At 45.1% G+C, this 14616-nt stretch carries 9 protein-coding genes and 3 rRNA genes; all 12 read left to right on the top strand.

The window, feature by feature from the left end; translation table 11 throughout:
* The first annotated feature begins 106 nt into the window (after nucleotides 1–106).
* The gene (gene ftsH / locus PLANO_RS15575; RefSeq protein ID WP_038705316.1) at nucleotides 107–2125 is read left to right on the top strand and encodes an ATP-dependent zinc metalloprotease FtsH; all 2019 of its coding nucleotides are present in this window, start codon (nucleotides 107–109) and stop codon (nucleotides 2123–2125) included.
* Between the two features lie 115 nt (nucleotides 2126–2240).
* On the top strand, nucleotides 2241–3008 hold the full coding sequence (locus PLANO_RS15580) for a type III pantothenate kinase (RefSeq protein WP_038705317.1): 768 nt from the start codon (nucleotides 2241–2243) through the stop codon (nucleotides 3006–3008).
* A gap of 17 nt (nucleotides 3009–3025) precedes the next feature.
* Nucleotides 3026–3907 (top strand): Hsp33 family molecular chaperone HslO, encoded by an 882-nt coding sequence (gene hslO, locus PLANO_RS15585; RefSeq protein ID WP_038705318.1) that lies wholly within the window; start codon nucleotides 3026–3028, stop codon nucleotides 3905–3907.
* The gene (locus PLANO_RS15590; protein WP_038705319.1) at nucleotides 3891–4832 is read left to right on the top strand and encodes a peptidyl-prolyl cis-trans isomerase; all 942 of its coding nucleotides are present in this window, start codon (nucleotides 3891–3893) and stop codon (nucleotides 4830–4832) included. Before hslO ends, PLANO_RS15590 begins: the two co-directional genes overlap by 17 nt.
* Before the next feature lie 132 nt (nucleotides 4833–4964).
* Entirely contained in the window at nucleotides 4965–5906 is a 942-nt protein-coding gene (gene cysK / locus PLANO_RS15595) for a cysteine synthase A (RefSeq protein ID WP_038705320.1), read from the top strand.
* 117 nt (nucleotides 5907–6023) lie between these two features.
* The gene (folP, locus tag PLANO_RS15600) at nucleotides 6024–6836 is read left to right on the top strand and encodes a dihydropteroate synthase (RefSeq protein WP_038705321.1); all 813 of its coding nucleotides are present in this window, start codon (nucleotides 6024–6026) and stop codon (nucleotides 6834–6836) included.
* Nucleotides 6836–7201, top strand: coding sequence for a dihydroneopterin aldolase (gene folB, locus PLANO_RS15605; RefSeq protein ID WP_038705322.1), 366 nt, complete (start codon nucleotides 6836–6838; stop codon nucleotides 7199–7201). The genes folP and folB overlap by 1 nt, the downstream gene beginning before the upstream one ends.
* Nucleotides 7198–7698 carry a 2-amino-4-hydroxy-6-hydroxymethyldihydropteridine diphosphokinase gene (folK, locus tag PLANO_RS15610; protein WP_038705323.1) on the top strand — a complete coding sequence of 167 codons (501 nt, stop codon included), beginning with the start codon at nucleotides 7198–7200 and terminating at the stop codon, nucleotides 7696–7698. Before folB ends, folK begins: the two co-directional genes overlap by 4 nt.
* A gap of 145 nt (nucleotides 7699–7843) precedes the next feature.
* Complete coding sequence (lysS, locus tag PLANO_RS15615) at nucleotides 7844–9328, top strand: lysine--tRNA ligase (protein WP_038705324.1); 1485 nt, start codon at nucleotides 7844–7846, stop codon at nucleotides 9326–9328.
* Between the two features lie 374 nt (nucleotides 9329–9702).
* A 16S ribosomal RNA gene (locus PLANO_RS15620) occupies nucleotides 9703–11252 on the top strand.
* A gap of 196 nt (nucleotides 11253–11448) precedes the next feature.
* A 23S ribosomal RNA gene (locus tag PLANO_RS15625) occupies nucleotides 11449–14382 on the top strand.
* Between the two features lie 76 nt (nucleotides 14383–14458).
* Nucleotides 14459–14574, top strand: a 5S ribosomal RNA gene (gene rrf / locus PLANO_RS15630).
* The 16S, 23S and 5S rRNA genes sit together here, the layout of an rRNA operon.
* The last annotated feature ends 42 nt before the right edge of the window (nucleotides 14575–14616 follow it).

The raw sequence follows: 14616 nt of genomic DNA on the forward strand, positions 1-14616 counted from the left end.
AGTCTATCAATTTAACAGCGAAAATAAGGCCTTTTCGTTGTATGCTGAAATGTACCTATGGTAGTATTTAGTTTAGTTTTAGGGAAACTTTATGAGGAGGCGCGGGATGAATCGGATATTTCGATACACCATATTTTATTTACTGATTTTCCTAGTTATTATCGGGATTCTGGGTACCTTTAACAATAGTAACCAGCCGACTGAAAATATAGGATATAATGATTTTTTAACTGCACTTGAAGAAGGCAAGATTGAAGAAGTAACGATCCAACCGGATGCAATGGTTTATGAAGTGACAGGGAAAATGACTGGATATGAAGACGGTCAATCTTTTGTAACGAACATTCCATTAGAAAACGATGCATTAACTGCTGAAATTCAAGCCGTTGCAAAAGCACAAAATGGTGTTGAAGTTGAATATTTGAAAGCTCCACAAACAAGTGGTTGGGTTTCATTTTTCACAGGAATCATTCCGTTCATCATTATTTTCATCCTTTTCTTCTTCTTACTTAATCAATCACAAGGCGGCGGAGGCGGCCGTGTGATGAACTTTGGTAAAAGTAAAGCGAAGTTATATGATGATCAAAAACAAAAAGTTCGCTTTAATGATGTAGCTGGAGCAGATGAAGAGAAACAAGAACTTGTAGAAGTTGTTGATTTCTTGAAAGATCCGCGTAGATTCGCAGACATTGGCGCTCGTATTCCAAAAGGTATTTTACTTGTTGGACCTCCGGGTACTGGTAAAACTTTACTAGCTCGTGCTGTTGCTGGAGAAGCAGGCGTTCCTTTCTTCTCTATTAGTGGTTCGGACTTTGTTGAGATGTTTGTTGGTGTCGGGGCTTCACGAGTTCGTGATTTGTTCGAAAACGCTAAGAAAAACGCACCTTGTATCATTTTCATTGATGAAATTGACGCGGTCGGACGCCAACGTGGCGCTGGTCTCGGCGGTGGACACGATGAACGTGAGCAAACATTAAACCAACTATTGGTTGAAATGGATGGCTTTGGTGCAAACGAAGGCGTTATTATTATTGCCGCAACTAACCGTCCGGACATTCTGGATCCGGCTTTGCTTCGTCCAGGACGTTTTGACCGTCAGATTACTGTAGGTCGTCCAGATGTTAAAGGCCGTGAAGAAGTTCTGAAGGTTCACGCGCGCAACAAGCCATTAGACGAAAATGTTGATTTAAAAGCCATTGCTCAGCGTACGCCTGGATTCTCAGGAGCTGATTTAGAGAACTTGCTAAACGAAGCAGCTCTTGTCGCAGCTCGTCGTAGCAAACTCAAAATTGATATGTCCGATCTTGACGAAGCGTCTGACCGTGTTATTGCAGGTCCTGCTAAGAAAAATCGTGTCATCTCGAAAAAAGAGCGCAATATCGTGGCATTCCACGAAGCGGGTCATACAGTTATCGGGTTAACGCTTGATGATGCTGAAACAGTTCACAAAGTAACAATCGTTCCTCGCGGACAAGCTGGCGGCTATGCGGTTATGCTACCAAAAGAAGATCGTTACTTTATGACAAAACCTGAATTACTTGATAAGATTTCCGGATTACTAGGCGGACGTGTAGCAGAAGACATCATGTTCGGCGAAGTATCAACGGGCGCTCATAACGATTTCCAACGTGCAACGGCAATTGCCCGCAGCATGGTAACGGAATACGGCATGAGTGACAAAATCGGTCCTGTTCAATTCGGTACGGCACAAGGCGGTAACGTATTCTTAGGACGTGACTTTAACTCTGAACAAAATTATTCAGATGCTATTGCTTTTGAAATTGATCAGGAAATGCAACGTATTATTAAAGAGCAGTATATTCGCACGAAAGAAATTCTGACTGAGAAGAAAGAACTTCTTGAATTGATCGCGACTACATTGCTTGAAGTGGAAACATTAGATGCAGGTCAAATTATGCATTTGAAAGATCATGGTACGCTTCCTGTAAGAGATTACGAAACATTAAATGGTGATTTCGGAGACGAAAGCAAACCAGATCTGAAAAAAGACAGTGACGCTTCAGAAGCAGTAGGTGCTCCAGCTGATCCTTCAGCAGGAGACTTGCCGACAGAAGACGCTCAAACGGACTCAGTAGGAGATTCGATCGACGAAAAGCGTAAATAATAAGAGTAACGAGCTGGTTGCCCATTCCCTTTCAAAGGGGAAGGCGATCAGCTTTTTGCTTTCTCTTAATTGTGGTATGATGTTTTGGAAATTCGTCAATAAGTGAGGCTAAATGATGATTTTAGTAATGGACGCTGGAAATACAAGTATTGTCCTTGGTGTATATGACCAGGACCAATTAATGCACCATTGGCGTATGGAAACGCTTCGCCATAAAACAGAAGACGAGTACGGAATACAAATTAAATCATTTCTTCAAGATGTTGATTTAAGTTTTTCGTCGGTAACAGGGATTATTATGTCGTCTGTTGTTCCGCCGATTGTTTCTATATTAGAGCGGATGTGCCAAAAGTATTTTAAAGTAAATCCTTTGATTGTCGGTCCAGGTGTTAAAACGGGTTTAAATATTAAGTATGATAATCCTCGTGAAGTGGGTGCTGACAGAATCGTCAACACGGTTGCAGCCATTCATGAATACGGAAGTCCATTAATCATTGTGGATTTTGGCACTGCCAATACTTTCTGTTATATTAATGAAAAGCAACAATACATGGGAGGCGCCATTGCTCCCGGTATTAACATTTCAACAGAGGCGTTGTACGCTCGTGCTGCTAAACTTCCGCGCATTGAAATCACCACACCAGAACATGTGGTTGGTAAAAACACGGTTTCCGCTATGCAAGCTGGTATTGTATATGGTTACGTTGGTCAAGTAGAAGGAATTGTTGGGCGCATGAAAAAAGACAGTAAAGAAAAACCGACAGTTATTGCAACTGGCGGTATGGCTTCTTTGATTGCTAATGAAACAACCATTATTGATTATGTAGATCCTTTATTAACGTTAAAAGGACTGTATTTAATTTACAAACGCAATCAAGCGTAAAGAAAGGAACGATAGATGTGTCAGATTATTTAGTTCGCGGCCTCGGTTTTAATGGGAGTGTTCGTGCATTTGCAGTAGATAGCACAAAAGCAGTAGGAGAAGCGCAACGTCGTCATATGATGTGGCCAACTGCGTCAGCCGCATTAGGACGAGCGATGACAGGTGGCGTAATGCTTGGCGCTATGCTAAAAGGCGATGATAAAGTAACAGTTAAGTTTGAAGGTGGCGGACCTATTGGTGCATTGCTAGTGGATAGCAATGCTAAAGGTGGCGTACGCGGTTATGTTTCTAATCCGCAAACTCATTTTGACTTAAACGCACAAGGCAAACTAGATGTTAGTCGGGCAGTTGGGACAAACGGCATGATGTCAGTTGTTAAAGATTTAGGGATGCGCGATAATTTTACAGGTCAAACACCGATTGTTTCAGGAGAAATTGCGGAAGATTTCACTTATTATTTTGCGACTTCAGAACAAGTACCTTCATCAGTAGGGCTTGGTGTTTTAGTGGATACAGACAACTCAATTTTGGCGGCTGGTGGTTTTGTCATTCAATTGATGCCAAATACGGACGACGAAACCATTACGAAAATTGAAGAACGTCTTTCTGGTATTGAACCTGTTTCTCATATGATTCAGCGTGGATTAACACCAGAAGAAATTCTTGAAGCAGTACTTGGAAAAGAAAATATTCAAATTCTTGATAAAATGCCGGTACATTTTGACTGCAATTGTTCTAAAGATCGTTTTGCGACGGCTATTCTTGGACTTGGAAAAAAAGAAATTCAAGACATGATCGATGAAGATGGAATGGCGGAAGCGCAATGTCATTTCTGTTTGGAAACGTATCATTATTCTAAAGAGGAACTCGAGACGTTTATCAATGAGCTCCAGTTATAATAATCGGCGACCTGTGCCACCGGCAGGTACAGTCAAGCCTAAACGACATTTAAAAACCAAACCGGTGCTAATAGTCATTGGGGTATTGTTATTAATTAATATTTTGTGGTTTATTGCTTGGTTAATACCAAATGATACGGGCAAAGCGGAAAAAGTGGCTTCTGTCAGCGGTGAAGCAATCACGCGAGAAGAGTGGTTAGCTTCTATGGAAGAGCAGCACGGCCGCGAAGCATTATTAGAGTTAGTCAATGAAAAAGTAATGGCCACGGCAGCTAAAGATTATGGAATTGAAGTCAGTGACAAAGAAATTGATTTAGAGTTAGCGCTCCTGCGTTCATCGCGAGATGGTACGGAAGCGGCATTATATGCTGTAGACGATGCACGTCAACGCGAAAAAATAAAAGCTCAATTAATTTTAGAAAAAGTACTAACTAAAGATATTGTCGTTGAAAAAGAAGAGATTAAAGCATTTTATGACGATAACGAATCGCTATATGACGTTAAAGATTCATACCGGACACGTATCATTGTTCTAAATTCATCAGCAGAAGCAGAAGAAACCATCAAAGAACTTGAAAAAGGTTCTTCGTTCGAAGCAACTGCTCGTGAACGATCCATTGACAGTGCGACAGGTAATCTTGGCGGAGATATTGGTTATATATCTAATGGCGAGCCAGGTGTAGATGCAAACATTGCTAAAGCTGTTTCAAAAGTAGAAGTTGGTGGATGGTCTTCGCCATTGCCACTGGAAAACGGCAAAACTGCCATTATTTCCGTTACAGAAAAAGTAGATGGCCAAACATTTTCTTATGAAGATGTAGCCGGTCATATTAACCGCGAGCTAGCACTTGAACAATTACCACAAGCTGTTACTCCTGAAGCTTTCTGGCAAGAGTTTGACGCTGAGTGGTTTTACGGAGAATAAACAACTCTTAGGCGTTTCGCTATGAAACGTCTATTTTTTATGAATTCATGCAATTTGACAAAAGGTCCGCGATATTGATAACATTAGCTTCATTAAAGTCGACAAAAATACTAGGGATTAGGAGTGGTGAAAATGGCGCGTGTAGGTAATTCGATCACCGATTTAATAGGGCAAACACCAATTGTGAAATTAAATCGGTTAACAGGTCCTGAAGATGCAGACGTTTATTTGAAATTAGAGTACTTCAATCCGGGCAGTAGCGTGAAAGATAGAATTGCATTATCGATGATTGAAGCGGCTGAAAAGTCTGGAGATTTAAAAGAAGGCGATACAATTATCGAGCCGACGAGTGGTAACACAGGAATTGGTTTGGCAATGATTGCGGCAGCAAAAGGCTATAAATCTGTTTTAGTTATGCCAGATACAATGAGTATGGAACGTCGCCAATTATTGCGTGCTTATGGAGCTGAATTGATTTTAACTCCAGGTTCAGAAGGCATTAACGGTCCGAATGGGGCTATTAAAACTGCTGAGAAAAATGCAGCGGAACATGGTTGGTTTATGCCGCAACAGTTTAATAACGAAGCAAATCCTGAAATTCATCGGTTAACAACTGGTCCAGAAATCATTGAAACAATGGGTGATCAATTAGATGCATTTGTTTCGGGAATTGGTACAGGTGGAACGATTACAGGGGCTGGCCAAGTATTGAAAGAAAAATATCCTGAAATTAGCATCGTCGCAGTAGAGCCTGCTGATTCAGCAATATTATCAGGTTGTAAGCCAGGACCTCACAAAATCCAAGGAATTGGAGCTGGCTTTATACCTGCTGTACTCGACACCAAAGTGTATGATGAAATTATTCAAGTAACGAGCGATCAGTCGTATGATACAGCGCGTCAAGTGGCTCGTGAAGAAGGTATTCTAGGAGGCGTTTCTTCGGGAGCAGCTATTTATGCAGCGCTTCAAGTCGCTAAACGTTTAGGCAAAGGTAAAAAAGTATTAGCGATCATTCCGTCTAACGGGGAGCGTTACTTGAGTACGCCACTATACCAATTTGACGAATCTGATTGAGCGATTAAAAAGAGCGGGCATCACGCCTGCTCTTTTTTTATGGAAACTACCAGTTTAAATAAGGTAAGATAAAGGCGGCTTAATGATACATATTCGAATGGTTGGACGGTGAATTCTATGGAAATCAACTTTAAAGATAAAACGCTCGTTATGGGCATATTAAATGTTACGCCTGATTCTTTTTCTGATGGCGGCAAGTATAGCGGAGTGCAACAAGCGCTGATACATGCTGAGCAAATGATTGCCAACGGTGTGGACATTATCGATGTAGGTGGCGAATCCACACGTCCTGGCCACGTGCAAATTTCAGATAAAGAAGAAATCGAACGGATTGTTCCTGTCATCAAGGCTTTGCGCCAAAAGTTCGATGTATTAATTTCTGTTGATACTTATAAATCACGTGTTGCAGAAGCAGCAATTGCCGCAGGAGCTCACATAATCAATGATATTTGGGGAGCTAAATATGATTCGGAGATTGCGAATGTCGCAGTGAAATGGAATGTGCCGATCATCTTAATGCATAACCGAAACAATACAGCTTATTCGAATTTTCAAGAGGATGTATTGAAAGATCTTACGGAAAGTATTGAAATCGCTCTTTCTGCTGGAGTACCACAAGAAAACATTTGGCTAGACCCTGGGGTTGGGTTTGCTAAATCGGTAGAGCAAAACCTTCAAGCAATCCAGTTGATTGAGCGAATAACTGAGTTGGGATATCCGGTACTTCTTGGTACCTCTAGAAAGTCGTTCATTGGCAAAATTTTAAATACAACCGTAGAAGAGCGACTAGAAGGTTCACTCGCAACAATTTGTTACGGCATTAACCAAGGTTGCAATATCGTCCGCGTTCATGATGTGAAAGAAACGGTACGCACAGTCCGAATGATGGACGCGTTAACGGGCAAGCGCCCATACAAGGAGGAGAAATAATGGATTTTATTCACGTAAACGATATGGAGTTTTATGGATATCACGGTGTATTCCCTGAAGAAACAAAATTAGGTCAACGATTCCGCATGACGGTTTCATTGGCAGTGGACCTTCAGCAAGCTGGAGAGACGGACGCTTTAGAACATACAGTGCATTACGGAGAAGTCTATGAAGCTTGCCGTTCAATCGTCGAAGGAGCACCGAAGAAATTAGTGGAAGCTGTAGCGGAAAGTGTAGCCAACCGAATTCTAGCTGAATTTCCTTTAGTAAAGGGCATTCGCGTGCAGCTAATCAAACCGGATCCACCAATTCCTGGTCACTACAAATCTGTAGCAATTGACTTAACGCGAGGAAAGTTCGTATGAACCAAAGTTACTTGTCACTAGGTTCTAATATGGGGAATCGCCTCGAGATGTTAAAACAAGCTGTATCACAACTCTCAAAATCTCCATCTATTATAGTTACACGTATTTCCTCTCTCTACGAAACAGATCCAGTAGGATTTACAGAGCAGGATCCCTTTCTAAACATGGTCGTTCAACTTGAAACAAAATTAGATGCATTTGCTTTATTGGATGTGTGCCAAGAAATTGAGCAAAACTTAAATCGTAAACGTCTCGTTAGGTGGGGCCCGAGGACAATAGACCTTGATATTTTATTGTATAACCGAGATAACATTCAAAACGACAGGCTTATTGTGCCGCATCCGCGAATGGATGAGAGAGCCTTTGTAGTTGTGCCGTTACTCGAAGTAAATCCGGAATTTAAAGCAGTGGACAACTTTGAGGCAGAAGGTGTTCGTTTATGGAAAACTTATAATGATGTTGAAGCGTTTTTGCAGGGCGTACAAACGGATTTGTAATTGAAGTTAACGCGTTATTAATTAGTGGAACGTAAAGCTGCCACAAATTCGTGGCAGCTTTTTTATGTAGTATGGTAAGAAATTGTGTACAATAGAGAAATACATGAATGAGATTGAGTGTTAAACAGATAAAGGAGTGTAGGGTATGTCAGAAGAATTAAATGATCAGTTATTAGTTAGGCGCCAAAAAATGCAAAACTTCCGAGATAACGGAATGGATCCGTTTGGTGGTCGCTTCGAGCGGACTCACTTGTCTCAAGAAATCATTGAGCAATACGGAGAACTTTCTAAAGAAGAGCTTGAAGAAGCATCTCATGAAGTAGTTATTGCTGGACGAGTAATGACGAAGCGTGGGAAAGGGAAAGCTGGATTCGCGCATGTTCAAGACTTAAAAGGTCAAATTCAAATTTATGTTCGTAAAGATGCAATTGGCGATGATGCTTACGAATTTTATAATACAGTCGACCTAGGAGATATTTTAGGGATTAAAGGAACTGTTTTTAAAACAAATGTAGGGGAATTATCTATTAAAGCAAAAGAAGTAGAATTCCTTACAAAAGCATTACGTCCGTTACCGGAAAAATTCCATGGCCTAAAAGACGTAGAGCAACGTTACCGTCAGCGTTATTTAGACTTGCTTACAAGTGACGAAAGCAAAGAGACATTTATTCTACGTAGCCGAATTATCCAATCGATGCGTCGTTATTTGGATAATGAAGGATTCTTGGAAGTCGAAACTCCAATGCTTCATTCAATTGCGGGAGGAGCGGCTGCAAAACCGTTCATTACACACCACAATGCTTTGGATATGGAGTTATATATCCGAATTGCGATTGAGTTGCACTTAAAACGATTAATCGTAGGCGGCTTAGAGAAGGTTTACGAAATTGGGCGTGTCTTCCGAAATGAAGGAATCTCGACTCGGCATAACCCTGAATTCACGATGTTAGAATTATATGAAGCTTATGCAGATTATAATGACATCATGGCACTTACGGAAAACTTAGTCGCTCATATTGCACAAGAAGTTCTAGGAACTACTACAGTACAATATGGAGAAGATCAAATTGACTTGGCTGTAGGGTGGAAACGACTGCATATGGCTGATGCTGTTAAAGAATACACAGGTGTAGACTTCTGGGAGCGTATGACTAAAGAAGAAGCTCAAACATTAGCGAAAGAACACGGTATTGAAATTAAATCTACAATGGAAGTCGGGCATATCTTGAATGAGTTCTTTGAGCAAAAGGTAGAAGAGCAACTAGTTCAACCAACTTTTATTTTCGGCCACCCGGTTGAAATTTCACCTTTAGCTAAGAAGAATCCAGAAGATGAACGCTTTACTGATCGTTTCGAATTGTTTATCGTGCGCCGTGAGCATGCAAATGCATTTACAGAGTTAAACGATCCAATTGATCAACGTCAGCGCTTTGAAGCACAGTTGGTTGAAAAAGCTGAAGGCAACGATGAAGCTCATGAAATGGATGAAGATTTCATTGAAGCTTTGGAATATGGATTGCCACCAACAGGTGGATTAGGAATTGGTATCGACCGATTAATTATGTTGTTAACTAATTCCTCATCTATTAGAGATGTTTTGTTGTTCCCGCAAATGCGTCCAAAAGAATAAGTGGGTAAAAAAGAATGCTGATTTAACGGTCCAAGATCGTTGAATCGGTATTTTTTTAAAAAAATACTTGTGTCATTTTTTTAATGGTGCTATACTACTTCTTGTCGCGTTTTTCATAATAAAAAACACGAAGAAACAAAAAGTGGAAAGTAGTTGACTTCCTAAAAAGAAGTTGGTAATATTGAAAAGTCGCCGTGACATTAAGCGGTAAACGATTTGAACCTTGAAAACTGAACAGCAAAACGTCAACAAATAGCAACGGTCGCGCAAAACGGCCCGCGCAAAACTTACTGATCAGCCTTACGCAGATCAAAGCGAATCGTGCGTCTTCGGACGGCGATACGCCAGCAGTATTGAGCAATCAACACTACTCTATAATGGAGAGTTTGATCCTGGCTCAGGACGAACGCTGGCGGCGTGCCTAATACATGCAAGTCGAGCGGAACTTTGGGAGCTTGCTCCCATTGTTTAGCGGCGGACGGGTGAGTAACACGTGGGCAACCTGCCCTGCAGATCGGGATAACTCCGGGAAACCGGTGCTAATACCGAATAGTTTGCGGCCTCTCCTGAGGCTGCACGGAAAGACGGTTTCGGCTGTCACTGCAGGATGGGCCCGCGGCGCATTAGCTAGTTGGTGGGGTAATGGCCTACCAAGGCGACGATGCGTAGCCGACCTGAGAGGGTGATCGGCCACACTGGGACTGAGACACGGCCCAGACTCCTACGGGAGGCAGCAGTAGGGAATCTTCCGCAATGGACGAAAGTCTGACGGAGCAACGCCGCGTGAGTGACGAAGGTTTTCGGATCGTAAAACTCTGTTGTGAGGGAAGAACAAGTACCAAGTAACTACTGGTACCTTGACGGTACCTCACCAGAAAGCCACGGCTAACTACGTGCCAGCAGCCGCGGTAATACGTAGGTGGCAAGCGTTGTCCGGAATTATTGGGCGTAAAGCGCGCGCAGGCGGTTCTTTAAGTCTGATGTGAAAGCCCACGGCTCAACCGTGGAGGGTCATTGGAAACTGGAGAACTTGAGTGCAGAAGAGGAAAGTGGAATTCCATGTGTAGCGGTGAAATGCGTAGAGATGTGGAGGAACACCAGTGGCGAAGGCGACTTTCTGGTCTGTAACTGACGCTGAGGCGCGAAAGCGTGGGGAGCAAACAGGATTAGATACCCTGGTAGTCCACGCCGTAAACGATGAGTGCTAAGTGTTAGGGGGTTTCCGCCCCTTAGTGCTGCAGCTAACGCATTAAGCACTCCGCCTGGGGAGTACGGCCGCAAGGCTGAAACTCAAAGGAATTGACGGGGGCCCGCACAAGCGGTGGAGCATGTGGTTTAATTCGAAGCAACGCGAAGAACCTTACCAGGTCTTGACATCCCACTGCCCGGTGTAGAGATACACTTTTCCCTTCGGGGACAGTGGTGACAGGTGGTGCATGGTTGTCGTCAGCTCGTGTCGTGAGATGTTGGGTTAAGTCCCGCAACGAGCGCAACCCTTGATCTTAGTTGCCAGCATTCAGTTGGGCACTCTAAGGTGACTGCCGGTGACAAACCGGAGGAAGGTGGGGATGACGTCAAATCATCATGCCCCTTATGACCTGGGCTACACACGTGCTACAATGGACGGTACAAAGGGTTGCCAACCCGCGAGGGGGAGCCAATCCCATAAAACCGTTCTCAGTTCGGATTGTAGGCTGCAACTCGCCTGCATGAAGCCGGAATCGCTAGTAATCGTGGATCAGCATGCCACGGTGAATACGTTCCCGGGCCTTGTACACACCGCCCGTCACACCACGAGAGTTTGTAACACCCGAAGTCGGTGAGGTAACCCTTGTGGAGCCAGCCGCCGAAGGTGGGACAGATGATTGGGGTGAAGTCGTAACAAGGTAGCCGTATCGGAAGGTGCGGCTGGATCACCTCCTTTCTAAGGATAAATTCGGAACCGAGTTTTCTCGGGGTTGACGTTTTGCGTTCAGTTTTGAAGGTTCACCTTCAGGCGGCAACGCCTTTTTTTGTGACTTTCAAACTTGTTCTTTGAAAACTGGATAAAACGACATTGAAACAAATGCAAGAAATTCAAGTACGCGTGACCATTGGTCACAACTTTTTAATTAACCATTGGTTAAGTTAGAAAGGGCGCACGGTGGATGCCTTGGCACTAGGAGCCGAAGAAGGACGGCACTAACACCGATATGCTTCGGGGAGCTGTAAGTGAGCGATGATCCGGAGATTTCCGAATGGGGGAACCCACTACCTTTAATCGGGTAGTATCCATGTGTGAATCTATAGCACATGAGAAGGCAGACCCAGGGAACTGAAACATCTAAGTACCTGGAGGAAGAGAAAGCAAATGCGATTCCCTGAGTAGCGGCGAGCGAAACGGGATCAGCCCAAACCAAGAGGCTTGCCTCTTGGGGTTGTAGGACACTCTATACGGAGTTACAAAAGGTAGGATTAGGCGAAGCGACCTGGAACGGTCCGCCACAGCGGGTAACAGCCCCGTAGCCGAAAACCCTACCCCTCCAGAGTGGATCCTGAGTACGGCGGAACACGTGAAATTCCGTCGGAATCTGGGAGGACCATCTCCCAAGGCTAAATACTTCCTAGTGACCGATAGTGAACCAGTACCGTGAGGGAAAGGTGAAAAGCACCCCGGAAGGGGAGTGAAATAGATCCTGAAACCGTGTGCCTACAAGTAGTCAAAGCCCGTTAATGGGTGATGGCGTGCCTTTTGTAGAATGAACCGGCGAGTTACGATTACATGCAAGGTTAAGCTGAGAAGGCGGAGCCGCAGCGAAAGCGAGTCTGAATAGGGCGCCAGAGTATGTAGTTGTAGACCCGAAACCAGGTGATCTACCCATGTCCAGGGTGAAGGTAAGGTAACACTTACTGGAGGCCCGAACCCACGCACGTTGAAAAGTGCGGGGATGAGGTGTGGGTAGCGGAGAAATTCCAATCGAACCTGGAGATAGCTGGTTCTCTCCGAAATAGCTTTAGGGCTAGCCTCAAGATAGAGAATCCTGGAGGTAGAGCACTGTTTGGACTAGGGGCCCATCCCGGGTTACCGAATTCAGACAAACTCCGAATGCCAGTGATTTATGCTTGGGAGTCAGACTGCGAGTGATAAGATCCGTAGTCAAGAGGGAAACAGCCCAGACCACCAGCTAAGGTCCCCAAATATCCGTTAAGTGGAAAAGGATGTGGCGTTGCTTAGACAACCAGGATGTTGGCTTAGAAGCAGCCATCATTTAAAGAGTGCGTAATAGCTCACTGGTCGAGTGACACTGCGCCGAAAATGTACCGGGGCTAAACGGATTACCGAAGCTGTGGATGGATCTCGTAAGAGATCCGTGGTAGGAGAGCGTTCTAAGGGCGTAGAAGTCAGACCGGAAGGACTGGTGGAGCGCTTAGAAGTGAGAATGCCGGTATGAGTAACGAAAGACGGGTGAGAATCCCGTCCACCGAATGCCTAAGGTTTCCTGAGGAAGGCTCGTCCGCTCAGGGTTAGTCGGGACCTAAGTCGAGGCCGATAGGCGTAGACGATGGACAACAGGTTGATATTCCTGTACCACCTCCCCGCCGTTTGAGCAATGGGGGGACGCAGAAGGATAAGGAGAGCGTGCCGTTGGTTGTGCACGTCCAAGCAGTGAGGCGTGGAATGAGGCAAATCCCATTCCTGATACGTTGAGCTGTGATGGCAAGAGGGTTTACCCTTAGAGTCCCTGATTTCACACTGCCAAGAAAAGCCTCTAGCGAGGCGGGAGGTGCCCGTACCGCAAACCGACACAGGTAGGCGAGAAGAGAATTCTAAGGTGAGCGAGTGAACTCTCGTTAAGGAACTCGGCAAAATGACCCCGTAACTTCGGGAGAAGGGGTGCTCTGGTAGGGTGAATAGCCCGAGAGAGCCGCAGTGAATAGGCCCAGGCGACTGTTTAGCAAAAACACAGGTCTCTGCAAAACCGTAAGGTGACGTATAGGGGCTGACGCCTGCCCGGTGCTGGAAGGTTAAGAGGAGTGCTTAGCGCAAGCGAAGGTGCGAATTGAAGCCCCAGTAAACGGCGGCCGTAACTATAACGGTCCTAAGGTAGCGAAATTCCTTGTCGGGTAAGTTCCGACCCGCACGAAAGGCGTAACGATCTGGGCACTGTCTCAACGAGAGACTCGGTGAAATTATAGTACCTGTGAAGATGCAGGTTACCCGCGACAGGACGGAAAGACCCCGTGGAGCTTTACTGTAGCCTGATATTGAATTTTGGTGCAACTTGTACAGGATAGGTAGGAGCCTGAGATTCCGGAGCGCCAGCTTCGGAGGAGGCGTCAGTGGGATACTACCCTGGTTGTATTGAAATTCTAACCCACAAGCCTGATCGGCTTGGGAGACAGTGTCAGGCGGGCAGTTTGACTGGGGCGGTCGCCTCCTAAAGAGTAACGGAGGCGCCCAAAGGTTCCCTCAGAATGGTTGGAAATCATTCGTAGAGTGTAAAGGCAGAAGGGAGCTTGACTGCGAGACGTACATGTCGAGCAGGGTCGAAAGACGGGCTTAGTGATCCGGTGGTTCCGCATGGAAGGGCCATCGCTCAACGGATAAAAGCTACCCCGGGGATAACAGGCTTATCTCCCCCAAGAGTCCACATCGACGGGGAGGTTTGGCACCTCGATGTCGGCTCATCGCATCCTGGGGCTGTAGTCGGTCCCAAGGGTTGGGCTGTTCGCCCATTAAAGCGGTACGCGAGCTGGGTTCAGAACGTCGTGAGACAGTTCGGTCCCTATCCGTCGCGGGCGCAGGAAATTTGAGAGGAGCTGTCCTTAGTACGAGAGGACCGGGATGGACACACCGCTGGTGTACCAGTTGTTCTGCCAAGGGCATCGCTGGGTAGCTATGTGTGGCCGGGATAAGTGCTGAAAGCATCTAAGCACGAAGCCCCCCTCAAGATGAGATTTCCCATTGCGCAAGCAAGTAAGATCCCTCAAAGACGATGAGGTAGATAGGTTCGAGGTGGAAGCGTGGCGACACGTGCAGCTGACGAATACTAATCGATCGAGGACTTAACCAACAAATTGTAGGCGAAAATCTTGCACGTTCCAATGTCGTTTATCCAGTTTTGAGTGAACAAGCACTCAACCAAATAGTCCAGTGATGATGGCAAAGAGGCCACACCCGTTCCCATCCCGAACACGGCAGTTAAGCTCTTTTGCGCCGATGGTAGTTGGGGGTTTCCCCCTGTGAGAGTAAGACGTCGCTGGGCAATTCAAGAAAGTCGTTACCGATTCCGGTAACGGCTTTTTTT

The organism is Planococcus sp. PAMC 21323, assembly GCF_000785555.1.
Taxonomy (GTDB): domain Bacteria; phylum Bacillota; class Bacilli; order Bacillales_A; family Planococcaceae; genus Planococcus.